The following is a 25595-nucleotide window of genomic DNA, read 5'->3' on the forward strand; positions in this document are numbered from 1 at the left end:
GAAGCAAAGGCCCCCGCAGGCTCCCGGTGGCCGTCGAAAGTTGCGAACGAAAGTTGGTATAGACGGCGCGGCGGACGGCGGCCCGTCAGCTGCCGTCGGGGAAATGCGGGGAAAAACGGTTTTTCTTTGCATTTTTTTTATCCATGCGGTACAATACTCTTATCTATCCCCAAGGAGGGAACCCCATGTTTCCCAAGGAATTTTTAAGCCGCATGGAGGGGCTGATCGGACCGGAGGGTCTGGAGGCGTTTCTGGACGCCGCCAAGCGGCCCCGTGCCGTGGCCCTGCGGCTCAACACGCTGAAAAAACTGCCAACGGTCACCGGCGGCGAACCGGTGCCATGGGCGGCGAACGGCTATTATTTCGACCCCAACACCCGCCCCGGCCTGTCTCCCTATCACGACGCGGGGGCATACTACTTGCAGGAGGCCAGCGCCATGGCTCCGGCCGGTCTGCTGGATGTACGGCCCGGCATGACCGTTCTGGACCTGTGCGCCGCCCCCGGCGGCAAGTCCACCCAGCTGGCCGCCCTGCTGGATGGCCAGGGGCTTCTGATCTCCAATGAAATCGAGCCGAAACGGGCCAGAATCCTGGGCCAGAACCTGGAGCGCATGGGCTGCGCCAATGCGCTGGTGCTCAACGAACATCCGAAACGGCTGGAGGAGCGGTTCCCCGGCTATTTTGACCGCATTCTGGTGGACGCCCCCTGTTCCGGCGAGGGTATGTTCCGCAAGGAGGCCGCCGCCGTGGCCGACTGGAGCGTGGAGACAGTGCAGATGTGCGCCCGGCGGCAGGATGAGATTTTGAAATCCGCCGCCGTCATGCTGCGGCCCGGCGGCCGCCTGGTCTATTCCACCTGTACCTTTGCCCCGGAGGAAAACGAGGGTACCGTGTCCCGGTTCCTCCACACCCACCCGGACTTTCATGTGGTAAAGGTGGACGCCCCCTGGTTTGCCCCCGGCCGTCCCGACTGGATCGATGACCCGGCCCCCGGTCTTGAAAAGACGTTTCGTCTGTGGCCTCATAAACTGAAGGGCGAGGGCCATTATATTGCCGTGCTGGAGAAATACGGAGAGGATGCGGAGCCGGCGTTCTCCACCGCCCGTACCGGACGGCGGGAACCGTATCCCGCGGAATTGTCGGATTTTCTGACCGCCCTGGACATCAGTCTGCCGGAGGGAGAACTGCTGCCCTTTGGAAAATCCCTGTGGCTGGCGCCGCCTGCCATGCCGGAACTGCGGGGTCTTAAAGTCATCCGCCCCGGCCTGGAGCTGGGCCAGCTGCTGAAAAACCGGTTTGAACCGGCCCACGCCCTGGCCCTGTGGCTGAAAACCGCCGCCTCTGTGGCGGACTTTTCCGTGGACAGTCCGGAGATCGCCGCCTATCTGTCGGGCCAGACGCTTTCCGCCCCCCAGACCGGGTGGACGCTGATCACCGTAGACGGCCTTTCCATGGGCTGGGCCAAGGGCAGCGGCGGCGTGCTGAAAAACCACTATCCCAAGGGGCTGCGCCGGTAACCTATGGTTGGCGTGGATGCCATGTTGGGAAAAAGAACGGCAGGGCGGGGCCTGCCCCCGTTGCCGTACATCCATCCATAAGGAGGTTCGTGTGTATGTCAAAAGTCCTGATCGTCGAAGATGAACGGGCCATTGTGGAGATTCTCAAATTCAACCTGTCCCGGGAGGGCTACGAAACGCTGGAGGCATTGGACGGCGAAGCCGGTCTCCAGCTGGCCCGTACCGCCGACCCGGATTTGATTCTGCTGGACGTGATGCTGCCCAAGCTGGACGGCTTTTCCATCTGCCGTCAGCTGCGGGAGGGGGGCGTCAGCACACCTATCATCATGCTGACCGCCCGTGAGGAGGAAAACGACAAGGTGTTCGGCCTGGAGGCCGGCGCCGACGATTACATCACCAAGCCCTTTTCCATGCGGGAGCTGATGGCCAGAGTCAAGGCCAACATCCGCCGCCGCACGCTGGATTCCGCCGAGAACCCCGCACCGTCCCAGGAGACGCCGTCTGCGGGGCTGGTATTGGACCCGGACGGCTTCTCCGCCCGCAAAAACGGCGTCCTCGTGGAGTTGACCCAAAAGGAATTTGATCTGCTTTCGTTCTTGATGGCCGCACCCGATAAGGTGTTTACCCGGGAAGAACTGCTGGAAAAAGTCTGGAATTACGACTACTACGGCGATATGCGCACGGTGGACGTGACGGTGCGCCGGCTCCGTGAAAAAATCGAGGACGACCCCGGCAAGCCCGTCCACATCCTCACCAAGCGGGGCGCGGGCTACTACTTCGTGCTGTAACGGCACAGAAAAACGAGGTGCAACATGGGCTCCATCCGCACAAAACTGGTACTCATTATGATGCTGTTGATTCTGGCGCTGATGACCGTCGTCGGTTCCTTCCTCATCAACGGTGTCGGGAATTTCTATATCGATCAGTTCTACGACGAGATGGGCCGCACCTTCTCTCAGGACTTCATCCGGCAGCTCCAGGATACCGCCGACGAGGGCGAGAAGGAGATGCAGAGACTGCTCATGTCCAATGCGGACCTGGGCATCGATATCACCGGGCGCAACGTCTATGTCCTGGACAGCAGCGGCGCCATACTTGCGGGCTCCGACCAAACTGCCGCTGTCTCCACCACCAACAATCTGCTGGAGGCCCTCAATGGACGGGTGGGCCAGAACAGTTCCATCACCAGTCCCTATATGGATTTGGCGGTGCCCATCACAGGGGACAACGCCTCGTACATCGTCTATGTGCTGGACAATAAATCCACCGTCAACGACTTGACCGCCAATGTCATGGATATCATTGTGCAGTCTCTGATTATGGGCCTGGGCATCTGTCTGGTACTGTCGGTGCTGCTGGCACAAATCCTCATTACGCCTCTGCGGGCCCTGTCCAAGGGGACCCGGCGGGTGGCCGCCGGGGACTTTTCAGAAAAGCTGGAGGTCACCTCCCGGGATGAAATCGGTGCGTTGACCCGAGATTTTAACGACATGTCCCGGGTCCTCCGGGACACCCTGGCCGCCGCCGAAAACGAGCGCAACAAGCTCTCCACCCTGTTTCTGCATATGACCGACGGTGTGGTGGCCTTTGATGCCCAGGGCCGCGTTATCCACGCCAACCCCGCCGCTGTTCAGATGCTGGGCTGTGACCCGGCCAAATCCGGCGGCTTTGACGAGCTCTTCGGCCAGGAGACCCAGCTGCCTCTGGTGCTGGCTTTGGAGAGTCCGGAGTTCGTGGAGACGGAGAAAACCGTGGGCGACCGGAGTTTGGAGCTGTTTATGGCGCCGTTCACCACCGAGGGCAGCCCCGCCGGTGTCATCGCCGTCATTCACGACGTCACCGAGCAGCGCAAGAGCGAGCAGACCCGCCGGGAATTTGTAGCCAATGTGTCCCATGAGCTGCGCACGCCCCTGACCAACGTCAAATCCTATGCGGAGACCATGGCAGACGCCGGCGGCGACCTGCCGCCGGAATTGCAGCAGCAGTTCCTGGGCGTCATCATCAACGAAGCCGACCGCATGACCCGCATTGTCCAGGACCTGCTGACCCTCAGCAAGTTCGACTACGGCAAAATGGAGATGAACATCTCCCGGTTTTCCTTTGCCGGGGCCATCCGGGATGTGGCCGAAGCCGTGGCCATGGACGCCCGCAATCACGGCCACACCCTGACGGTGGACATCCCGGATGACCTGCCGGAGGTCAACGGCGACCGGGATCGTATCCAGCAGGTCCTCATCAATGTGGTCTCCAACGCCATCAAATACACCCCCGACGGCGGCCGTATCGAACTGCTGGCCGGTGTCAGCGGTGAACTGGTCTGGGCCAAGGTACGGGACAACGGCATCGGCATTCCCGAAAAGGACCTGCCCCGGCTGTTTGAACGGTTCTACCGGGTGGACAAGGCCCGGTCCAGAGAGTCCGGCGGCACGGGCCTGGGCCTGTCCATTGCCAGCGAGATCCTGCGCCAGCACAAGGGCGAAATCCACATCGATTCCGTCTACGGCAAGGGTACCACCGTCACCGTCACTCTGCCTGCCGCCGAACCCCAAGCGTGAAAGGAGGACCCATCGTGCGTCCACGCGCCAAGGAAGTGTGCAAGTCCATCCTCATTGTCCTGCTGCTGCTCTCCGTGGTGATGCTGTCTCTGACGGCCATTCAGTACAGTGGCGCCGACAGCCTTTCCGGCATGATGCAGACGCTGTCCGGAAAATTGTCCGCCCCGCCCAGAAAGACCGAGGACCCCACCTTTACCGATGCGGCGCTGCCCATCGTGATTACCGCGGTGGGTCCGGCGGGCCGCATCAGCTACCTGGGCAGCCAGGAGGCGTTGGACAACGCCTTTGCCGCCCTGGGCGGCCAGCTGGCCGCCGCTCTGGACACGGCGGGGACGGCGGAAGCGCTGAACCGTATGACCTTTCTCCGCCGTGCCGCCCAGGCGGAGCTGTACTTCTACTACCCCGGGGCCGTCCCGCTGAATGTGCTGTCCCAGTGGCTGGACGCCACCGGCGATGAACACACCGGCAGCGGACAACTGTTCTGCCTGCGCCGCAGCGGTGACGCCGTGGAGCTGCTGGTGGAGGCCGACGGCGTCTATCAGGCCATGGAAACCGAGGTGGACAGTACGACATTTGGCGAGGTTCTGGAGACCTTGGGTACCGACGGCTCGTTCTTGGCCGTTGAGGGCGGCGGACCCTACGGCCATCTGGACCCCATGACTGTCATTCAGCCGTCCTATACGGCGGTACCTGCCGTCCGGGCTTCCAACCCGGTGAACGAGTCGTTTCTCAGGACCGCCGCTACGACGTTGGGGTTCAATCCCTACGGCGACAGCGTGTACCAGGATGACAGCAGCACCACCTATACCGATAGCAACGCCGCGCTGCGCATCAGCGCCGACGGCGTTTTGAAGCTGGAAAACACAGGGCTGTCCCAGCGGTTCGCCGCCGCTGGAGACGGCGATGCCCAGCGTATCGAACTGGTCCGCTCCCTGGTGGACACCATCGCCGCCGGGCAGTTGGGGGACAGCTGTCTCTGGTTTACGGGGCTGGAGACCGACGGCCAGACGGCCACAGTGGAATTCTCCTGCTATGTGGAGGGACTGGAGGTCCTGCGGGCCGACGGCCCCGCCGTGGAAGCCCGCTTCCAGGGCAACATCCTGACGGAACTGACGCTGCGCCTGCGGACCTATACCGTCACCGGAGAGTCCACGGCCCTGCTGCCGCCCCGACAGGCCGCCGCCATCGCCCCGGCGGGGACCCGGCTGCGGCCCGGCTACGCCGACATGGGTGAGAACACCTTGCAGGCCGACTGGCTTCGTTCCTAAGGAGGCAAACCATGCCCATATCCAAGATCAAGAACATTGTGATTCTGATTCTCCTGGTGGCCAATATCATGCTGCTGGTGCTGTTGATTCCGTTGGCCCGCCAGCGCCAGAACCAGCAGGCCCAGTCCCAGGAGGCATTGGAGACGCTGTTTGCCCAGGCCGGTGTCCAGCTCCATGCCGGTCAGCTGCCCGATACCCGGCCCCTCTATACCCTGGAGTTTACTCCCGACGACAGCGGCGCTTTGCCTGCCATGCAGGCCCTGCTGGGGGAGATGGTGCTGATGGAGCACGATTCCACCCGCTATATCCAGACCTATTCCTCGGCGGCGGGCTCCTGCCAGCTGTCCCGGGGCAACGTGCTGACAGCCAAGCTCCAGGACCAGAAGCCTGTGGCCGATATGACCAAGGACCTGTCGGGCCTTCTGGTCCGGATGGGACTGGAACCGGCCGGGGTAACCACACCCCAGCGGGTCCGGGCCGGTGTCTACCGGCTGACGGCCACACAGCAGCTGCTGGAGGTGCCGGTGTTCACCGCCGCCGTCACGGCCAACTATGAAAACAACATTCTCACAGAGTTGACGGGGACGCTGTACTTCGACACCACCGGTCTGGTCCGCACCGACGATATCATCGGCTGTACCGCCGCCGACGCCTTGGTGGCGTTTCTGGGCAGCCGCGACACCCTGGGATGGGTGGGCGCCACGGTCAATGAAGTGGAACAGGGCTACTGCCGGGCCGATACGGCGTCGGCGGCGGTGGTGCGGCTGGTACCCGGCTGGGCCATCTATACCGATACCGGTGATTTCTGGGTCAACGGCATTACCCGCACGGTCAGCCCTCTGGTTCGGTGACGGAAAATTGTGGAAGGAAATTTGTTTCCGTTTGTTTTCAATTCTTAAAACTTTCTTTACATTCTCCCGATGGTGTGCTATACTGTTGTGTGCCGGAATCTGCCTTTTTAACCAGAACCGGCCTGTCGGCCATTGGCAGCCCCGTATGGGTATGGTTTTTCCATGATGGGGAATGCTGACAGTACCGGGAACCGTTCCCGGCTCCGGACACGGTCCGGAGCATCGATCCTGTATTGAAGAGGGCTGTAACATTGATCAAATATGAGATCAACGGCGGCAAACGCCTCCAGGGTACCGTGAGCATCTCCGGTGCGAAAAACGCTGCTGTTGCCATTTTGCCGGCGGCGCTGCTGGTGAGCGGCTCCTGCCGTATTGAAAATGTGCCGGATATTTCCGATGTGCGCCTACTGCTGCAAATTCTTGCCGATATGGGCGTGTCCATCCGCAGAAAGTCCCGCCATACATTGGAGCTGGACTGCACCCGTGTGCGCAATATTGTGGCGCCCATCGATCTGGTGCGCCGCATCCGTGCTTCCTACTACCTCATCGGCGCGGAGCTGGGCCGGTTTGGTCAGGCCAAGGTGGCGATGCCCGGCGGCTGCAACTTCGGCGTCCGCCCCATCGACCAGCATATCAAGGGCTTTGAAGCGTTGGGCGCCTGCGTCGATCAGCTGGACGGTTACGTCTGTGCCGACGCCCCCGACGGCGGCCTCACCGGCGGCCATGTGTATCTGGACATGGTCAGCGTGGGCGCTACCATGAATATCATGATTGCCGCTGTTCTGGCGAAAGGCACCACCATCATTGAAAACTGCGCCAAGGAACCCCATATTGTGGATTTGGCAAACTTCCTCAACGCCATGGGCGCAAAGGTCTCCGGCGCTGGTACGGATGTCATCAAAATTCGCGGCGTGGACCAGCTCAAGGGCGGCACCTACTGCATCATTCCTGACCAGATCGAGGCCGGAACCTACATGGCCGCCGTGGCCGCTGTGGGCGGCGATGTGGTGGTGGAGAACATCATTCCCAAGCATATGGACTGTATCACCGCCAAGCTGCGGGAGATCGGCGTTCAGGTCACCGAGTATGATGACGCAATCCGCATTACCCGGCAGCGCCCGCTGCGCCGGGCCAATGTGAAGACCATGCCCTATCCCGGCTTCCCCACGGATATGCAGCCGCAAATCGCCGTGTGTCTGTCTTTGGCCAACGGCACCAGCATCATCACCGAGGGCATTTACGACAACCGGTTCCGCTACACGGCGGAGCTGATGCGCATGGGGGCCAGCATCCAGGTCAACGGCGGCGTTGCCGTGGTGGACGGCGTGCAGACCCTGCACGGGTGCAGCGTCAAGGCCTGTGATCTGCGGGCCGGTGCGGCTATGGTCATCGCCGGTCTGGCCGCCGAAGGCCATACGACAGTGGAGGATATCCAATATATTGAACGGGGCTATGAGGACATTATCGGAAAGCTCCGGGCCATCGGCGCGGACATTCGGCGCATTGAGACTTACGAGGGTAACGGTACAGACGCCGCCGGTTAAGGAATATGAATTACGGGCGTGCCGCCGCGCGGCACGCCCGCTTGTGCTGCTATGGACAGGATTTTGACAGACGTTCCAAATCCAAATGGTAAAAGCCTTGCGGCGTCTTTTTCATGACGCCGTCGGCGCACAGCTTTTGGATAATGCGCTGAATGTGGCGGTAGCTGATGCCGGTAGCGGCGGAAATCTCCATCAGGGTTCCGCAGTAGCGGCTGCCCCGCCGGTGCTGCAACAGATGGCGGCACACCTGCTCCCGGGCCGGGGACAGACTGGCGCGTACCAAACGGTCGGTGCTGCGGGTCAGCTTCAACGACAAATCCCGGGCCACCTGCCGCAGAAATACCAGATTTTCCTCCCGCTGCCGCCGGGCTCTGGCGTAGGGATAGGCCAGACAGATGACATCTGTCTGGGCTGCCACGGTGGCCGTGGCCCCGTCGGCCTCCTGCATCAGTTCCACGTCCCCCAGCGCACCGCTTTCGGCGGTGTAGCACAGGGCCAGACGCCGCCCGTCGTCCTGGAGCACCAGGGCTTCCACCCGGCCCTCTATAATAAAATAAAGACTCTCCACCGGTTCCCCTTGACGAATCAACGTCTCCCCGGCGGAAAAAAACAGACAGCGGCAGTCGGCGGCGTCGATCTCATAGGGCCGCAGCTGTTCGGCATAGTGGGCCTTTGGCTGGATTTCCCGCATGGCGGTCCCCTCCTTTCGGGTTCATTGTACACGCCACGACGCCATATGACAAGTGTCCTACTGTCCGGCGGCGGGGCTGTGGTACAATGGGGGCAAATTCTCAGGAGGTGCTGTCATGGATACCATTCTTTCCCTGCTGACCGGTGTGGTCCTCGCCGTGATGATCCTGTGGAACGGCCAGCTGACCGCCGGTTACGGCAACTATGCCGCCGCCGTCATCATCCATGTGGTTGGAACGGTGTTTTCCGGCGTCCTTTGTCTGGCGGGACGGCGAAAAGTATTTGCCAGAGCTCCGTTCTGGGCCTATCTGGGCGGCGCAATCGGTGTGTTGTCCACCTTATTTAACAACTATGCTTTTGGTCATATCACCATGACCAGCATTGTGGCGCTGGGGCTCCTGGGCCAGACCATCACCTCGGTACTGCTGGACCGGTTTGGCTGGCTGGGCGCACCGAAGCGGCCCGTGGACCGGTCGGTGGCCGTGGCCCTGATCAGTGCCCCCGTGGGTATTTTTCTGATGCTGGACGGCAGTGTGAGCCAGTCGATGCTGGCGGTGCTGCTGTCGTTGGGGGCCGGTGTGACGGTGGTCCTGTCCCGGATGGTCAATGCCCGTCTGGCGTCGGAGACCAGCCCACTGGCCGGGTCTTTTGTCAACCATCTGGTGGGCTTGCCCATCTGTGTGGTCCTGCTGCTCCTGGTGGGCCAGTGGACCACACCGGCCGCGGGCACCATGGAGCCGTGGATGTACTGCGGCGGGATGCTGGGCGTGACCACAGTATTGCTGTTCAATATCACCGTGCCCAAGGTGTCGGCGTTCCGGTTAACGCTCCTGTCCTTTGTGGGCCAGGTGTTTACTGGTGTGGCTCTGGATGTGGCATTGGGCCAGACGGCTTCCGCCGCGTCGTTCCGGGGCGGATTGGTCATTGCGGCGGGCCTGCTGGTGTCGCAGCTGCTTGGCGCAAGAAAAAGCGTTGCCAAAACGGAAAATTAAAGTTTTACTCGATTTTTTTCAAAAAATCGCGGTTTCCAAAGGCAGAGCCTTTTGTCGCCTGCCGCAGCGGGCGAAATTCCCGCTGGCCGCAGCCAGCGAAATCCCCCAGCGTCCCTAACCGCCATCCGCAGATGGCGGAATCCCCGGCCAACGGCCAAGGCCCCCCGGCGTCACCCGAAATGGGTGGCAGCCGGGGGGCCTTCTGCGCACAACAAAAAATCTATTGCAACGTGGGGGTTCGCGCCGTGCGCGGCGCGACCGGGGCGCCGCCCCTGGACCCTGCGATTTTTTGAAAAAATCGAGTAAAACTTTTTATGTTTGGTACTTACAGGATTCCCAAGTGCTCCAACAGAATTTTACATCCCAACAGAACCAGGACCGCGCCGCCGGCCAGCTCCGCCCGGCTTTTGCCCTTTTCGCCCACGATGCCGCCGGCCCGAACGCCGATGGCCGACAGGACAAAGGTTGTTATGCCGATAAAACTGACGGCGGGGACGATCTCCACCTGCAAAAAGGCGAAGGTGATGCCCACGGTCAACGCGTCGATGCTGGTGGCGATGGCCAGAGGAAACATGGATTTACAGGAAAAATCGGCTTCCACACACTCCTCGTCCTCCTTGCGGGACTCCCGGATCATATTGATGCCGATGACGGCCAGCAGCACAAAGGCAATCCAGTGGTCCACATTGGTGATAAGCGACTGAAACCGGACGCCCAGCAGCCACCCCAGAAAAGGCATCAGCGCCTGAAAGCCGCCGAACCACAGTCCGGCAATTAAGGCATAGCGCAGCCGTACCTTACCGGCGGAAAGGCCCTTGCAGACCGAGACGGCAAAGGCGTCCATGGACAGTCCCACGGCGATCAGAAACAGTTCGATGATTCCCATATGTACCTCCCAAAACAACAAAAAAAGACGAAATCCGCCCAAGGCGAACTCGTCTCGTCATTGAAAACATGGCCAGAGGGCATCCCTCAGTCTGTTGACCATGCTACGCAGTCATCGCGCCGACTACTCCCAAAATTCTGCTGTATACCATATCACGGCAGCATGGGGATAGTCAATGCTAACCTCCGGAAAAAAACCGTGGCATTTTCCGCTGGAATCTGCTATACTATTATAAGAACGAAACGTTTCGCTTTCGTAGAGATTGACAGGAGGCTACGCCATGAAACATCCTCTGCATATGCTGGCCTTTGATCTGGGCGCCAGCAACGGACGCGGCATTCTCGGTTCCTTTGACGGTGAGAAGATCACCATGCAGGAGCTGCACCGCTTTGAAAACGACTACATCGACCTCAGCGGCGTCCTGTACTGGGACAGCCTCAATCTGTTCCACCAGACGAAGCAGGCCCTCTATGCCTTCAAGCGGGCGGGATTGGGCGATCTGGCCTCGTTCAGCGTGGACACCTGGGGCGTGGACTACGGTCTGCTGGACAAAAACGGCCATCTGCTGGGCAGCAGCCGTTCCTACCGCATGAGCTGCGACGCGGATATGGAGCGGGTCTGGCAGAAGGTGCCCTTTGAGACCCAGTTCCGCCGCACGGGCATCGCCGCCCAGAATTACAACACCGTCTATCAGCTGTGCCGCCGTCAGGCCGAGGGCGACGTAGCGCTGGAACAGGCGGAGACCATGCTGCTGACGCCGGACCTCATCGGCTATTTCTTCAGCGGGGAAAAGGCCAGCGAATACACCATCACCACCACGACCATGCTCTATGACCCGGTGGCGGGGGATTGGGATTGGGCTTCCATTGACGAGCTGGGTCTGCCCCGGCGCATCTTTACGAAGATCGACCGGCCCGGCACGGTCCGGGGCCATCTGCTGCGGTCCATTGCCGAGGAGGTGGGCATCAATCAGGCGGCCCACTGTGCCGTCGGCGGCCACGACACGGCTTCCGCTGTGGCGGCCATTCCCGGCCAGGGCAACTTCGCGTTCTGTTCCAGCGGCACCTGGTCCCTCTTCGGCGTGGAAACCGACCGGCCCATCCTCTCCGACGCCGTCCGTGACGCGGGCTTTACCAACGAAGGCACGGTTCAGGGCGGCTTCCGGCCCCTGAAGAATATCATGGGTCTGTGGCTGATTCAGGAGTGCCGCCGGGACTGGGCCAAGGTGGGCAACAAATACAGCTGGGACGAAATTGTGGAGATGGCCAAGGGCGCCGAGCCCCTGCGCTCCGTCATCGACCCCAACTACGGCCCCTTCTTCTCCGCCGGCAACATGGAGGAGAAAATCCGGGACTACTGCCGCAAGAGCGGCCAGCCCGTCCCCGAGACGCCGGGACAGGTGGCTCGCTGCATCTATGAATCCCTGGCCCTCAAATATCGCTGGGCCTTGGAGCGGCTGGAGGAGATCAAGGGCGCCAAGCTGGAAGCCCTGAACATTGTGGGCGGCGGCATCCAGAACAAGCTGCTCAATCAGATGGTGGCCGACGCCATCAATCTGCCGGTGGTCACCGGACCCATTGAGGGCGCCGCCATCGGCAATCTGCTGATGCAGGCCGTGGCCCTGGGCGAGCTCAAGGGCCTGGACGAAGTCCGGCAGGTGGTCCGCAATTCGGAAACCGTGGTCACCTACGAACCCCACCACACCCAGGCTTGGGCAGACGCCTACGGGCGGCTGCTGGAAAGCACGGAAAAAGTACAGGCGTAATTCCATTCGGGCGCACCATGCTGCGGTGCGCCCGCTTTCTGTCTGCAAGCAAACCGGATCGGGTTATTACTCTGACCGGGGAGCACAGGGACAGCCGGGGACTGCCGGACGGTCCGGCCCGCAGGACGAACGGCCGATGCAGTCCTCGGGACTGTCGCGCAGTTCCGCCACGGCTTCCAGCTTCTGCTGTAACAGCCATTGTTTCATAATCAGCGATTGCAGCAGTTGCCGGGTGCAGCGGCAGCTGGCGAGAAGCTGGCAGAAGGTGAGTTCTCCGGCGGCGTACCGCCGTACCACGGCCTGGGTCTGTTCGCCCTGGGCATTGAGGATATGGGAGGCGGACATGGCCTCCAGCGCCGCCGACTCCAATAGATCAATGCGGGTCTGACGGAAAGACGGCCGGTGTTCTGCCGGTGGAATCTGTGGCATTCCCATGGTACATCGTCTCCTTTGTTGGATGTGCGCCAAAGCGCTGCTACAGTCTATGGCCTCCGCCGGGAGAATAGACCGGCGGGGCTTGCGCCGGTTGGGGAAAGCGAGTATAATAAAACCCATATATCGTCATGGAAGGGGAGGTGCCCCATGAAGAGTTATTTTAAGCTGCTGTTCCAGCGGGCAGTGGTCGTGTCCCTGTGTCTGCTGATTCAGGTGGGCGTGTTGGTGTTCGGCGTACACTACCTGTCGGGCTACTCGGTCTGGTTCAACATCGGCATGGATATTCTGGCCTGGCTGGCCGTCATCTGGATTGTGTCGTGCCGCACGGAACCCACCTACAAAATCGCCTGGATTATTCCCATTCTGGCCCTGCCGCTCTTCGGCATCTCCTTCTATCTGCTCTTCGGCGGCAACCGGCTGTCCCGGCGGCTCAAACGGCGGATGCAGACGGTGCAGCAAATCCATATGGACAACCTGACCCAGGATATGCGGGTGCTGGAGCGGGAGGAGGCCCTGAGCCCCGACGCGGCGTTACAGTCCAACTACCTGGTCCGCATTGCCGGGTGTCCCGTCTGCGAGAACACCGAGAGCACCTATTACGCCTGCGGCGAAGCGGCGGTGGGAGATATGCTGGATGCCATCGCCCGGGCCGAACGGTATATTTTCCTGGAGTACTTCATCATTCAGACCGGACGGCTGTGGGAGCAGATCCTGCGGCTTCTGCGGAAAAAAGCCGCCGCCGGTGTGGATGTCCGTGTCATTTACGACGATTTCGGCTGCATTATGACGCTGCCCGGCGGATACTGGCGGAAGCTGGAAAAGGTGGGCATCAAGGCCTGTCCGTTCAATCCCTATGTCCCCGTGCTGTCCTCCCGGCTCAACAACCGGGACCACCGGAAATTCCTCATTGTGGACGGAGAGATCGGCTTCACCGGCGGCATGAATCTGGCCGATGAGTATATTAACCTGGAAGAACGCTTCGGCTACTGGAAGGACTGCGTCATCCGCCTCAAGGGTGAGGCCGTCTGGCCCATGACCGTCATGTTCCTGGCCATGTGGGCCCAGATCAAGGGCTGGAAGGAGACCGTTTCCTTCTACAAGCCGCCCCGGCCCATCGCCGTCAGCAAGCGGCCCCACGGTTTTGTCCAGCCCTTTGCCGACAGTCCGCTGGACAACGAGCCGGTGGGCGACACGGTATTTTTCAACCTGATTACCAAGGCCCGGCGGTCGGTGTATATCATGACGCCGTATCTGATCATCAGCGACAAAATGATCTCCGCCCTGACGGTGGCCGTCAAAAACGGCGTGGATGTGCGGATCATCACCCCGGGCATTCCCGACAAAAAGATGGTCTTCGCCGTGACGCGGGCCCATTACGCGGACCTGCTTAGCCAGGGCGTGAAAATCTATGAGTACAGCCCCGGTTTTGTCCACGCCAAGGTGGTCTGTGTGGACCGGGAATACGCTGTGGTGGGTACGGTGAACTTTGATTTCCGCAGTCTGTACCTCCACTTTGAGGACGGCGTGTGGCTCTACAAGGCCGACTGTGTGGGCGCCGTGGCCCGGGACTTCGATGAGACGTTTCCGCTGTGCCACCGCATGAGCCTGGCGGAGGTCCGCTCCTGGCCCCTGCACCGGCGGCTGGCCGGTGCGTTTCTGCGGCTGTTCTCTCCTTTAATGTAACAGGATGGGCAGGGTGGCAGGCAGCCGCCCTGCCCAGTTGTCCCTCCGGGAAAAAACCCTGGAAAATCGCTATACAAACGATGTATTATCTGCTATACTGATATAAAACCAATGGTGCGCCCTGCTGCGGCGCTTTATCTTTTTCTGAAAGGCAGGAACTTGTATGGCAGGAACTTCTGCGGTCATTTTCGTCCCGGACGATACCAATAAGACCGGCTACGGCCGGCCGCTGATGCTGTCCCGGATTATGGGCAGCCCGTTGCTTTCCTGGCTGGTGTCGGCGCTCATCGCCCGCGGAGCCGGTCGTTTTTTTCTGGTCTGTCATGAGCAGTGGGCCACAGAGGCCCGGGCCTGTTTCCCGGCCGGAGTGGACCTGATGGTGGCAGGCAGCGCCGATGCGGCTGATCTGCTCCATGTGTTTCTGTCCACGGCGGAGGATGAAGACCGGGAGACCGTGGTGGTGACCGGCCCCGCCGTCTTTGTCTCCACCCGTCTGACCGCGCAGGCCAACGTGATCCCAGCCCCCAGCTGTGTCTACCATGTGGACCGGGAGGCCCTCATGGACGCCCTGGACGAGAAGTTCAGCTTCCTGGAGTTCCTGCGCCAGCGGGGCAAGGCCTATGCCGACCGGGACGGCGTCTACTCCATCCGCTCCGGCGAGGAGCTGGCTGCCTGGCAGCCCACGCTGAACCTCCAGCATCTCCATGACCTCATCCGCGGCGGCGTGGAAATCTGGGACTATCAGAACTGCTATGTGGACCCCACGGTGCGCGTGGGCAAGGGCACGGTACTGATGCCCGGCACCATCCTCCGGGGCGGCACTGTGATCGGGGAAAACTGCGTCATCGGCCCCAACGCCCTCCTGGAGAATACCATCATCGGTGACCGCACCACCGTCAACAGCTCCCAGCTGTACGACGCCCATGTGGGCAGCGACACCACCGTGGGCCCCTTCGCCTATATCCGCCCCAACTCCCACATCGGCGACCATGTGCGGCTGGGCGACTTTGTGGAGGTCAAGAACTCCACCATCGGCGACGGTACGAAGGTGTCCCATCTGACCTATGTGGGCGACAGCGACGTGGGCCGCAACGTCAACTTCGGCTGCGGCACCGTCACCGTCAACTATGACCGGGCCAAGAAGTCCCGGACCACCATCGAGGACGATGCCTTTATCGGCTGCAACACCAATCTGGTGGCCCCCGTCACCGTGGGCCGCGGCGCCTACACCGGAGCCGGTTCCACCATCACCGACAACGTGCCGTCCGGCGCCCTGGCCGTGGCCCGGGCCCGCCAGACCAACAAGCGCGAATGGGCCAACCGCCACAAGCTCAAGGAATCCAAGTAACCGTTCAGCAGGTGCTGATTCGTACGATATACAACGATAAAAACCAAAAACGTGTAGAGAGGTACAGTACAAATGATTACACATGGTAAAGAAGTAAAGGTGTTCGCCGCCAACGCCAACCGTCCCTTTGCGGAGGGCGTCTGCCGCGCTCTGGGCGTACCCCTGGGCGAAGGCACCGTCACGACCTTTGCCGATGGCGAAGTCTCCGTTACCCTCAACGAGACCGTCCGCGGCTGCGACGTCTTTATCGTCCAGCCCACCTGTAAGCCGGTCAACAACAACCTGATGGAACTGCTGGTGACCATCGATGCCTGCCGCCGCGCTTCCGCAGGCCGCATCACCGCCGTCATGCCCTACTTCGGCTATGCCCGTCAGGACCGCAAGGCCAAGAGCCGCGATCCCATTTCCGCCAAGCTGGTGGCCAATATGATCACCTGCGCCGGCGCCGACCGCGTGCTGACCATGGACCTCCACGCTTCCCAGATTCAGGGCTTCTTCGACATCCCCGTGGATAACCTGCTGGGCAATCCCGTATTCGTACAGTACTACCGCAACATGTTTGAAAACACCGACGACGTGGTGGTCGTCTCCCCCGACGTGGGCAGCGTGGCCCGCGCCCGCGCCTTCTCCGCCAAGCTCCACATGGGCCTGGCCATCGTCGATAAGCGCCGCCAGAAAGCCAATCAGTGCGAGGTTATGAACATCATTGGCGACGTCCGGGACAAGACCTGCATCCTGTTCGACGATATGGTGGACACCGCCGGTTCCCTGTGCAATGCCGCCAATGCCATCAAGGAAGTGGGCGGCGCCGCCCGGGTCCTGGCCTGCGCCACCCATGGCGTTCTGTCCAACCCCGCTGTCCAGCGCATTCAGGATAGCTGCATTGAAGAGCTGATGCTCCTCAACACCATCCCCCTGCCGGAGGAGGCCAAGGGCTCCAAGATCCGCCAGCTGGATGTGACGCCCCTGTTTGCCGAGGCCATCCGCCGTACCTTCGACGAGGTCTCCATCTCCTCCCTGTTCTAAGAGGTTGTATGCTGTTCAAGTCTTCTCCCTGTGAATATCTGGTGGTGGGTCTGGGCAACCCCGGCAGCCAGTACGAGGCCACCCGCCACAATGTGGGCTTTCGAGCCGTGGACGCCCTGGCCAAGGAAGCCGGCGTCAAAATCGACCGGGCCAAGTTCCAGGCCCTCACGGCCCAGGCCACCGTGGGCGGCGTCCGGGTGCTGCTGATGAAGCCCCAGACGTATATGAACCTCAGCGGTGTGGCCGTCAAGCAGGCCGCCGACTTCTACAAGGTGCCGCCGGAGCGGGTGCTGGTGCTGTTCGACGACATCGACCTGGATGTGGGCCGCCTGCGCATCCGCAGAAACGGCTCCGCCGGTGGTCACAACGGCATCAAGTCCATCATTTCCAGCCTGGGCAGCCAGGAGTTTCCCCGTATTAAAATCGGCGTGGGCGCCAAACCCCATCCCGATTACGATTTGGCCGACTGGGTCCTCAGCCGCTTTACTCTGGCCGAACAGAAGCTGCTGGACCCGGCCATTGAACACGCCGCCGAAGCCGTGCCGGTGATCTTCACCCAGGGCATCGAGCGGGCATCGTCCCAATTTAACCGTAAATAATTGCCGAATTTCAGGGCAAAGGGGGGCTTTGGCCCACCTTTGCCCCTTCGGTCGTTATGGAATTCCAATTTTTTACAATTATTCAGTTATGAGAGGTGAACCATGGACGTTTTACTTTCCGCCCTGCGGGGCCTGCCGGAATATGAAAAGCTCCTGACCGCCGTGGCGGCGGACCGGGCGGCGGCGGTGTCGGGTACGGGCCAGGTGGCCCGGGGCCATTGGATTGCCGCGCTGTACCGACACTGTGACCGGCCCATGGTGGTGGTCTGTCAGGATGACGAGGCCGCCCGTCGGGTCCAGGAGGAGCTGCGGGCCTTTCTGGGGGAGGAAGCCCCCATTCTGCCCACCCGGGAACTGACGCTGTATGACACGGCTGCGGTATCCCGGGGCTGGGAGCAGAAGCGGATCAAGCAGCTGTATGATCTGGCCATGGGCAAGACGCGGCTGCAAATTGCCTCTCTGGAGGCCCTGACCTTGCGAACCATGCCCAAGGCGGTCCTCTGCGGCGCGTCCATGACGCTGCGGCCCGGCATGAATCTGGAACCGGAGGAGCTGGGCCGGCGGCTGGAACAGGCGGGATACGCCCGGACCTCTCTGGTGGAGGGGCCCGGCCAGTACGCCTTGCGCGGCGGCATTGTGGACGTGTTTTCTCCGGCCTGTGAAAACCCCCTGCGGGTGGAGTTTTTCGGGGATGAAGTGGATATCATGGGCTTTTTCGACGTGCTGACCCAGCGGCGGACGGAAAACGCCGACGAGGCGCCCATTTTGCCGGTGGCCGAGGCCCAGCCCCATCTCCATCCCGGCGGCCTGTCGGGCCTGTGCGACGACCTTCGGGCCATGATCGCCCGGCAGAAGCGCCGGAAGACCGTCAACACGGCATTGGTGGAGACGCTGCAAGGGGATTTGGACCGGCTGGAAAGCGGCGTCCCCCTGGCTGCTGCCGACCGGTATCTGTCGCTGCTCTATCCCGACAACAGCTGCGGCGCCGACTACGTTTCCAAAGACGCCCTGGTGATTTTCTGCGACCACAGCAACCTCCAGCGGGCCGCCCGGCTGCGCCAGGAGCAGCTGGGGATGGAACTGGACGGTATGCTCCAGGGCGGTCTGGTGGCGGGGGAGCTGTGCGACTATGTGACGGAGTATGAGGACGTCTTCGACCGGTTCCAGAATCAGCCGGTGGTGTTCCTCGACAACTTCCTGGCCACCTCCTACCCGAAAAACCGGCCGCCTCAGGAGCTGCTGTCGGTGACGGCCAAGCAGCTGCCGCCCTACGGGTCCAGTCTGGACACAGTGGCTCAGGATTTGCGGTACTATCAGAACATCGGTTACGGCGTTCTGGTGCTGACGGGTAACCGCCGCCGGGGCGAGATTTTGCAGGAGCTGCTCCAGGGTCAGGACATCAAGGCCAGCCTCTATTATCCGGCGGAAGCCCTGCCCAAGGCTCACCAAATCTTTTTGACCGACGGTGCGCTGCCTGCCGGTATCGAGTATCCGGAGTTACAGCTGGCCATTCTTACCGAGGGCCAGCTGCTGGTTCAGAAGGCCGAGAAGCGCAGGGCCGCCGCCGCGCCGGAGCAGCAGAAGAAGAAAAAGGCCACCAACCGCCAGAAGCTCAACTCCTTTACAGACCTGCACCCCGGCGATCTGGTGGTCCACGAGCACCACGGCATCGGCCGGTATGTGGGCATAGAGCAGATCAAAGTGGACGGGGCCTTGAAGGACTATGTCAAAATCGCCTACCAGGGAACGGACGCCTTGTATGTCCCGGCTACCCAGCTGGACATGGTCAGCAAATACATCGGCGGCGGCGAGGATACGCCGGTGAAGCTCAACAAACTGGGCGGCGAACAGTGGCAGAAGACGAAAGCCAAGGCTCGAACAGCGGCCAAAAAGCTGGCCGTAGACCTCATTAAACTGTACGCCCAGCGCCAGCGGCGCATGGGTTACGCCTTTTCCGCCGACACGCCGTGGCAGACGGAGTTCGAGGATGCCTTTCCCTATGCGGAAACCGAGGACCAGCTGCGGTGCGTGGCGGAGATCAAGGGCGATATGGAGTCGCCCCAGCCCATGGACCGTCTCCTCTGCGGCGACGTGGGCTTCGGCAAAACGGAGGTGGCCTTGCGGGCCGCCATGAAGTGTATGCTGGACGGCAAACAGGTGGCGGTGCTGGTGCCCACCACCGTTCTGGCCCGGCAGCACTATGTGACGGCGAAAAAGCGCTTCGGCGGGTTCCCCGTCAATATCGACGTGCTCTCCCGGTTCCGCACGGCCCAGCAGCAGAAAGACACGTTGAGCCGCACGGCGGCGGGCCAGGTGGATATGCTCATCGGCACCCACAAACTGCTGCAGAAAAACGTGTCGTTCAAGGATTTGGGCCTGTTGATTGTAGATGAGGAGCAGCGGTTCGGCGTCAGCCACAAGGAGCGGCTCAAGGAGCTGTGCGGCAACGTGGATGTGCTGACCCTCAGCGCCACGCCCATTCCCCGGACGCTGAACATGGCTCTCAGCGGCATCCGCGACATGTCCACCATCGAGGAGCCGCCCCGGAACCGCTATCCGGTTCAGACCTTTGTCCTGGAACACAACGACGCCGTCATTCACGAGGCCATCCGCCGGGAGTTGGAACGGGGCGGACAGGTGTTTTATCTCCACAATCGGGTGGAGAGCATCGACCGTTGCGCCGCCGACTTGCAGAAAGCGTTTCCCGATGCCCGGGTGGCCGTGGCCCACGGCAAGATGAACCAGGAACAGCTGGGCGACGTTATGCAGCAGATGGACGAGGGCGAGATTCAGATTCTTGTCTGCACCACCATCATCGAAACAGGCATTGATATCTCCAATGTTAATACACTGATTATTGAAAACGCCGACCGGTTCGGCCTCAGCCAGCTCCATCAGCTGCGGGGCCGGGTGGGCCGGTCCAATCGCCACGCCTTCTGTTACCTGACGTTCCGGCGGGGTAAGGTCCTCAGTGAAGTGGCCGATAAACGATTGTCGGCCATCCGGGATTTTGCCGCCTTCGGCTCCGGCTTCAAAATCGCCATGCGGGACCTGGAAATCCGCGGCGCGGGCGATCTGCTGGGCGCGGAACAGTCGGGCCACCTGATGAGCGTGGGCTACGATATGTATTTGAAGCTGCTGGAAGAGGCCGTGCTGGAGGAACGGGGCGAACCGGTGCCACGGGAAGCCGAATGCTCCTGTGACATCTCCGTCACCGCCAACATCGACAAGGATTACGTCCCGGCCGGTGAGCAGCGTATGGACCTGTACCGCCGCATGGCCGCCATCCGGACCCAGGAGGACGCCGACGAACTGTTGGACGAAATTGTGGACCGATTCGGCGATCCCCCCAGAGGCGTCATGAATCTGGTTGATATTGCGCTGCTGCGGGCCAGGGCCGCCGCCGTGGGCGTCATCGATATTTCCCAGAAGGAGGGGCGGGTCAATTTTACCCTGTCCAGTCTGGATTTTTCCGCTGTGTCGGCCATCTGTGCCGAGCCGTCCTTCCACAATAAACTGTTTTTCTCCGCAGGTTCCATCCCGCTGTTGACCTGGAAATTGTCCAAAACCGATGACCCGCTACGAGTTGCCCAAAACTTTGTGGCAAAATATGCCGGCTTTTGTTCAAACGGGAATGTTTTGTAACTTATGGGGATAATTTGTAATAAAACCGTAACAGAAATGTCCTTGGCAAAGGGGCCGCTATGGGATATAATAAGACAAAAATCTACAATGCCGATTGCATTGCGTATTTAGGAGACGACCATGGGAAAATTTGAAAAACCTAGGAATCAAAAGTCTGTTCCATCGAAACCCACGGCTGCCCAGAAGCATACGGCCAAAGTTACCAAGACGACCAAAGCCGCCCAATCGACCAGAGCGGCGCAGCCGGCCAAGTCTGCCCAGCCCGCCAAAAAGCAGGGCGGCGGCAAGGGAAAAATCGTTGCCATTACCGCGGCCACGCTGGTGGCCCTGGTGATTCTGGGCGGTCTGGGCTATGCCCTGGCGGTCCACAGCGGCGGCAATATTCTGCCCGGCGTCAGTGTGGCCGGTGTGGATGTGGGCGGCATGAGCCGCGAAGAGGCCAAGGCCGCCGCCCAGAAGGCCGTTGATGCCACCTACGGCACCGAGACGTTGAAGGTGACGCTGCCGGACCGCACCTTGTCCTTTGCTCCAGCCGACACCAAGGTCAGCGTGGACGTGGACCAAGCCGTGGAAGCCGCCTGGAACTACGGCCGCGACGGCGGCATTTTCCAGACGCTGAAACAGTCCCTCTCCGCCGCCACGGAAGTTCTGCACACGGTGGACATGGGCAGTGCGCTGAATCTGGATGAGGAGTATATCCGCTCCACCATCGACGCCACCGCCGCGGAGGTCCAGTCGGAGCGGAAGGATTCTACCTATGAAGTGGTGGAGTCCGAAGTAGAGCAGCCCGCAGAGGGCGGCAAAGAGGGCGAGACCGTCAAGGAGACCATCCCTACGGAGGTCCTCATCCATGTGGGTACCAGTGAGAGAAGCCTGGACGCCGACGGCCTTTATGACGCAGTCATGACCGCCTATATGAACAACGATTTCACGCCCCTGGAGTACAGCTACGAGGAGACCCGCTATACCCAGGTGGATCTGGACGCCCTCTATCAAGAGATGTGCACCGACATGGCCGACGCCTACTACGACAAGGACAAAAAGGAAATTGTCGACGAGGTGGAGGGCTACGGCTTTGACCTGGCTGCCGCCAAGCAGAAGCAGGACATGGCCGAAGAGGGCACCGATCTGTCCATCACTCTGTCGGCGGTGGAGCCGGAGGTCACCCGGGCCAAGCTGGAAGAGACGCTCTTTGCCGATGTGCTTGGCAGCGCCGACACGGCCTATCCCTATAACCCCGGCCGTACTACCAACCTGGATTTGGCCTGTAAGGCCATCGACGGCACCATCCTGAACCCCGGCGACGTGTTTTCTTTCAACGACATCGTTGGTGAGCGGACGGCGGCCAAGGGCTACCAGCCGGCCATTGCCTTCGTCAGCGGCACTTCCACGCCGGAGCTGGGCGGCGGCATCTGCCAGGTGGCTTCCACCATCTACTACAGCGCCTTGAAAGCCGACCTGAACATTGTGGAGCGGCTGGAGCATATGTACACCGTGGACTATGTGCCGCTGGGTATGGACGCCACCATCTATTGGGGCAGTAATGTAGACTTCAAGTTCTCCAATTCCACCAATAACCCCATCCGTATTGACGCCTATCTGAAGGATGGCAAGGTGCATATTGGTCTGGTGGGCACCAAGGAAAGCGAGTATACGGTGGACCTCACCTATAAGACCATATCTACAACCCAGTGGCAGGATGTGACTAAGGTCGATGAGTCCAAGCCTGCCGACTACAAGGAGGTCACGGTCACGCCCTACACCGGTTATAAGACCGTCACCTACAAGCGGTATCTGGACGCTGACGACAACCCGGTCACCGAGTGGGAGAAGGTCCAGTTCCCCAACAGCACCTATCAGAAGCGGGACCGTGTGACGGTCATCGGTAAGCAGGAGGAAGAGGTACCGGAGGAGCCGACGACACCCACCGAGCCCGGCACGGGCAGTGGTACGACAACCGATCCTGGTGTGGGCGGCGGCACCACCACCCAACCTGGAACCGGCGGCGGTACGACGACCGATCCCGGCACTGGCGGCGGCACAACGACCGACCCCGGAACCGGCGGTGGTACCGGCGGCACAGACACCGGCACGGGCGGTGGAACCGGCACGGGTACCGGTGGCACGGACACCGGCACCAGCGGTGGAACTACAACGGATACCGGCAATGGTTCCGACGTGCTGGAATAATCTCAACTACCAAAACAGGAGCGCTGCACAGCGGCGCTCCTGTTTTCTGCGTTTATGGGCCATGGCATATTGAAAAAAAGCGTTCTAAGGACCGGCGCGGCTGCATAGGATACCTTATAGGGAGGGATTGCCATGCAGAGCGACAAACTGAGGGTCCGCCGTCGGGCGGCGTCCATGCTCACCATGGCTCTGGCCCTGCGGCTGATGATGGCGCTGGGGGTGGAGGAGTGGACCACCCGCACCTTGGAAGCGTGGCTGGCGCCGCCGGTACCGGCGGTGGCTATGGCTGCCACAGCGCCGGAGCAAACACAAGAACCGGAACGGACGCCGGAACAACAGCAGGAGGAGTCTGTCTTGCCGCCATCGGAAGGGGACAAGCTGGTGTTTACCGAGGAGGACGCAGCGGCCATTACCATCGGCGGGGCCTGTACCTACGACGTGGACCCGTGGGAACTGCTGCAGCGGGAAAGTGTTCTGAATTTTGACCAGGACGGACCCACGGTGCTCATTGTCCATACCCACACCTCGGAGGCCTACACCATGGAGGCCGGTTGGGAATATGACGAAAACGAAACCGCCCGCACCCAGGACACAGAGTACTCTGTGGTTCGGGTGGGGCGGGTCTTGGCCGAGGAATTGGAAGCGCGGGGCATTTCGGTGCTCCATGACACGTCGTTCAACGACTATCCCAGCTATAACGGGGCCTATAATTCCACGCTGAAAAAGATTCAGCAGTGGGTGGAAGAGTATCCGTCCATTCAGATGGTCATTGACATCCACCGGGATGCGGCGGCCAACGAGGACGGTACGCCGGTACACCATGCCGTCACCCTGGACGGCCGGGAGACTGCTCAGTTGATGCTGGTGGTTGGCACCGACCAGGGCGGTCTGAGCCACCCCGGCTGGCGGGACAATCTGAGCTGGGCGCTGAAATTGCAGGCGGTATTGAACCGCCAGTGGCCGGGACTCTGCCGCAATCTGGATTTGCGGACCGAGCGGTTCAATCAGCATATGACGCCGGGGTCGCTGCTCATTGAGGTGGGGTCTTCCGGCAATACGCTGAAAGAGGCGTTGGCGGCGGCAGAGCTGCTGGCCGACGGTCTGGCCGATCTGATCGAAGGAACTTAGGACGACGCCTGCTGCTGCCGGATATGCTGACGCAGCCAGCGGCCCCGCAGGTAGTAAATGATGAACAGAACGGTGGTGACGCCCCAGGTCAGCGGATAGCTGAAGGCGATGCCGCTGTTGGTGGGGGTATCGCCCACAAAGACGAAGAGATACACCAGACGCAGGGCGCAGATGCCGCCCACGGTCAGCAGGGCAGGTTTGAGGCTTTCGCCCACGCCGCGCATGGCGCCGGAGAGAATCTCAATGCAGATGTAGAGGAAGTAGTAAGGCGTAATGGTCAGGAGAATCTCGCCGCCGATTTCCCGCACGGCGGCGTCCTCGTTGAAAATGGCGATGAGGGGACTGCGGAACAGCACCATCAGGGCTACAATGACGGCGGTAATGGAGAATTGTAAGACAAAGCCGGTGCGGATGGTGGATTTGAGCCGGTCATAGCGGCGCGCGCCGAAGTTCTGGCCCACAAAGGTCATGACGGTGATACCCAGGGCCGAACTGATGGGCCAGTAGACGCTGTCCACCTTGCGGAAGGCGGCCCAGGCGGCGATGGAGTCGGTGCCCAGACCGTTGATGTACGCCTGGATAAAGACGTTGGAAATGCTGTACATGGAGGACTGGACACCGGCGGGCAAGCCGATGCGCAGCATGTGGGACAGCAGAGAGGGCTGGAAATAAATCCGCTTCATATGGAGCCGGAAGATATCCTTGGTGCGGCACAGGGAGGTCAGCACCAGTACGGCGCAGATCACCTGGGCAATGGACGTGGCGATGGCGGCGCCGGCGGTACCCAGGGGAATGACCACCACCAGCAGCAGGTCCAGCACGATGTTGAGGACGCAGCAGACGGCCAGGAAATAGAGGGGCCGCCGGGCGTCGCCCACGGCCCGGAAAATACCGGAGCCCATGTTGTAGATCATGGAGGGGATCATGCCCAGGAAGTAGAAACGCATATAGTCCTCGGCATAGTGGAAAATATCGTCGGGGGTGTTGATCCACCGAAGAATCATGGGGGAGCCGAAGACGCCCACCAGCGTGAGCAGACCGCCGCAGACCACGGCCAGTACAATGGCCGTGCAGACGGCGCAGCGCAGGGCCATGCGGTGGCGGGCGCCGTAGTGCTGAGAAATGACCACCGACGCGCCGGAGGACAGGCCCACGAAGAAGTTGACCAGCAGATTGATCACTTCCAGGTCCGTACCGCCCACGGCGGCCAACGCCTCTTTTCCCACAAAGCGGCCCAGAATGACCGCGTCGATCATGGAGTACAGCTGCTGGAACAGCGTCCCCAGGAAAATGGGAAAGAAAAACAGCAGCATCTGTTTCCAGACGACGCCGTTGACAATTTTGTTATTCTGTACGGTGGTTCCCATGGCGGGCCGTCATCTCCTGTTCATGGTAGTGTTTACGGAGCGGAAAAAGAGCCGGGGCACGCCCCGACTGGTTATTCCCAACATAACAGAATTTTCACAAAAAGGC

At 61.1% G+C, this 25595-nt stretch carries 19 protein-coding genes; 15 read left to right on the forward strand and 4 right to left on the reverse strand.

The annotated features are described in order from the left end of the window. Positions 1 to 185: 185 nt before the first annotated feature. The 6 genes from ACTQ33_RS03495 (at position 186) to ACTQ33_RS03520 (ending at position 7735) form a co-directional block, all read left to right on the forward strand. Entirely contained in the window at positions 186 to 1517 is a 1332-nt protein-coding gene (locus ACTQ33_RS03495) for an RsmB/NOP family class I SAM-dependent RNA methyltransferase (RefSeq protein WP_441462227.1), read from the forward strand. A 95-nt stretch (positions 1518 to 1612) separates the two neighbouring features. Continuing rightward, a complete protein-coding gene (locus tag ACTQ33_RS03500; RefSeq protein ID WP_441462229.1) occupies positions 1613 to 2305 on the forward strand; it encodes a response regulator in 693 nt (230 codons plus the stop codon). Positions 2306 to 2329: 24 nt separating this feature from the next. After that, on the forward strand, positions 2330 to 4072 hold the full coding sequence (locus tag ACTQ33_RS03505; RefSeq protein ID WP_441462231.1) for an ATP-binding protein: 1743 nt from the start codon (positions 2330 to 2332) through the stop codon (positions 4070 to 4072). A gap of 14 nt (positions 4073 to 4086) precedes the next feature. Next, the gene (locus tag ACTQ33_RS03510) at positions 4087 to 5340 is read left to right on the forward strand and encodes a hypothetical protein (protein WP_441462233.1); all 1254 of its coding nucleotides are present in this window, start codon (positions 4087 to 4089) and stop codon (positions 5338 to 5340) included. Positions 5341 to 5351: 11 nt separating this feature from the next. Continuing rightward, positions 5352 to 6191, forward strand: a complete 840-nt coding sequence (locus ACTQ33_RS03515) for a hypothetical protein (protein ID WP_441462235.1) — start codon at positions 5352 to 5354, stop codon at positions 6189 to 6191. 251 nt (positions 6192 to 6442) lie between these two features. Beyond that, positions 6443 to 7735 (forward strand): UDP-N-acetylglucosamine 1-carboxyvinyltransferase, encoded by a 1293-nt coding sequence (locus ACTQ33_RS03520; RefSeq protein WP_441462237.1) that lies wholly within the window; start codon positions 6443 to 6445, stop codon positions 7733 to 7735. Positions 7736 to 7784: 49 nt separating this feature from the next. Here the strand turns inward: ACTQ33_RS03520 and ACTQ33_RS03525 are convergent, their stop codons facing one another. After that, positions 7785 to 8426: a Crp/Fnr family transcriptional regulator gene (locus tag ACTQ33_RS03525; RefSeq protein WP_441462239.1), complete on the reverse strand. Its 642-nt coding sequence runs from the start codon at positions 8424 to 8426 to the stop codon at positions 7785 to 7787. 115 nt (positions 8427 to 8541) lie between these two features. Here ACTQ33_RS03525 and ACTQ33_RS03530 point away from each other — a divergent pair, with 115 nt between their 5' ends. Beyond that, on the forward strand, positions 8542 to 9417 hold the full coding sequence (locus ACTQ33_RS03530; RefSeq protein WP_441462241.1) for a DMT family transporter: 876 nt from the start codon (positions 8542 to 8544) through the stop codon (positions 9415 to 9417). A 325-nt stretch (positions 9418 to 9742) separates the two neighbouring features. Here ACTQ33_RS03530 and ACTQ33_RS03535 read toward each other — a convergent pair whose 3' ends face one another. After that, complete coding sequence (locus ACTQ33_RS03535; RefSeq protein ID WP_441462243.1) at positions 9743 to 10303, reverse strand: manganese efflux pump MntP; 561 nt, start codon at positions 10301 to 10303, stop codon at positions 9743 to 9745. 280 nt (positions 10304 to 10583) lie between these two features. Between ACTQ33_RS03535 and ACTQ33_RS03540 the strand changes: the two genes are divergently transcribed. Next, a complete protein-coding gene (locus tag ACTQ33_RS03540; RefSeq protein ID WP_441462245.1) occupies positions 10584 to 12068 on the forward strand; it encodes a rhamnulokinase in 1485 nt (494 codons plus the stop codon). A 66-nt stretch (positions 12069 to 12134) separates the two neighbouring features. On the opposite strand, the gene ACTQ33_RS03545 is transcribed toward ACTQ33_RS03540, so the two are convergent. Next, positions 12135 to 12503, reverse strand: coding sequence for a hypothetical protein (locus ACTQ33_RS03545; RefSeq protein ID WP_441462247.1), 369 nt, complete (start codon positions 12501 to 12503; stop codon positions 12135 to 12137). Positions 12504 to 12650: 147 nt separating this feature from the next. Here ACTQ33_RS03545 and cls point away from each other — a divergent pair, with 147 nt between their 5' ends. The 7 genes from cls (at position 12651) to spoIIP (ending at position 24122) form a co-directional block, all read left to right on the forward strand. Beyond that, entirely contained in the window at positions 12651 to 14186 is a 1536-nt protein-coding gene (gene cls / locus ACTQ33_RS03550; protein WP_441462249.1) for a cardiolipin synthase, read from the forward strand. A gap of 163 nt (positions 14187 to 14349) precedes the next feature. Then, a complete protein-coding gene (locus ACTQ33_RS03555; protein WP_441462251.1) occupies positions 14350 to 15534 on the forward strand; it encodes a UDP-N-acetylglucosamine diphosphorylase in 1185 nt (394 codons plus the stop codon). A 72-nt stretch (positions 15535 to 15606) separates the two neighbouring features. Then, a complete protein-coding gene (locus ACTQ33_RS03560; protein ID WP_441462253.1) occupies positions 15607 to 16560 on the forward strand; it encodes a ribose-phosphate pyrophosphokinase in 954 nt (317 codons plus the stop codon). An 8-nt stretch (positions 16561 to 16568) separates the two neighbouring features. Further along, positions 16569 to 17159, forward strand: coding sequence for an aminoacyl-tRNA hydrolase (gene pth / locus ACTQ33_RS03565; RefSeq protein ID WP_441462255.1), 591 nt, complete (start codon positions 16569 to 16571; stop codon positions 17157 to 17159). A gap of 102 nt (positions 17160 to 17261) precedes the next feature. After that, positions 17262 to 20804 carry a transcription-repair coupling factor gene (gene mfd / locus ACTQ33_RS03570; RefSeq protein ID WP_441462257.1) on the forward strand — a complete coding sequence of 1181 codons (3543 nt, stop codon included), beginning with the start codon at positions 17262 to 17264 and terminating at the stop codon, positions 20802 to 20804. Positions 20805 to 20924: 120 nt separating this feature from the next. Further along, positions 20925 to 22994: a VanW family protein gene (locus tag ACTQ33_RS03575; RefSeq protein WP_441462259.1), complete on the forward strand. Its 2070-nt coding sequence runs from the start codon at positions 20925 to 20927 to the stop codon at positions 22992 to 22994. Between the two features lie 132 nt (positions 22995 to 23126). Then, a complete protein-coding gene (gene spoIIP, locus ACTQ33_RS03580; RefSeq protein ID WP_441462261.1) occupies positions 23127 to 24122 on the forward strand; it encodes a stage II sporulation protein P in 996 nt (331 codons plus the stop codon). On the opposite strand, the gene ACTQ33_RS03585 is transcribed toward spoIIP, so the two are convergent. Further along, on the reverse strand, positions 24119 to 25489 hold the full coding sequence (locus ACTQ33_RS03585; protein WP_441462263.1) for an MATE family efflux transporter: 1371 nt from the start codon (positions 25487 to 25489) through the stop codon (positions 24119 to 24121). The genes spoIIP and ACTQ33_RS03585 overlap by 4 nt on opposite strands. Between the last annotated feature and the right edge of the window lie 106 nt (positions 25490 to 25595).

The sequence above is a fragment of the Candidatus Avoscillospira sp. LCP25S3_F1 genome, from assembly GCF_052117125.1.
GTDB lineage: Bacteria > Bacillota > Clostridia > Oscillospirales > Oscillospiraceae > Avoscillospira_A.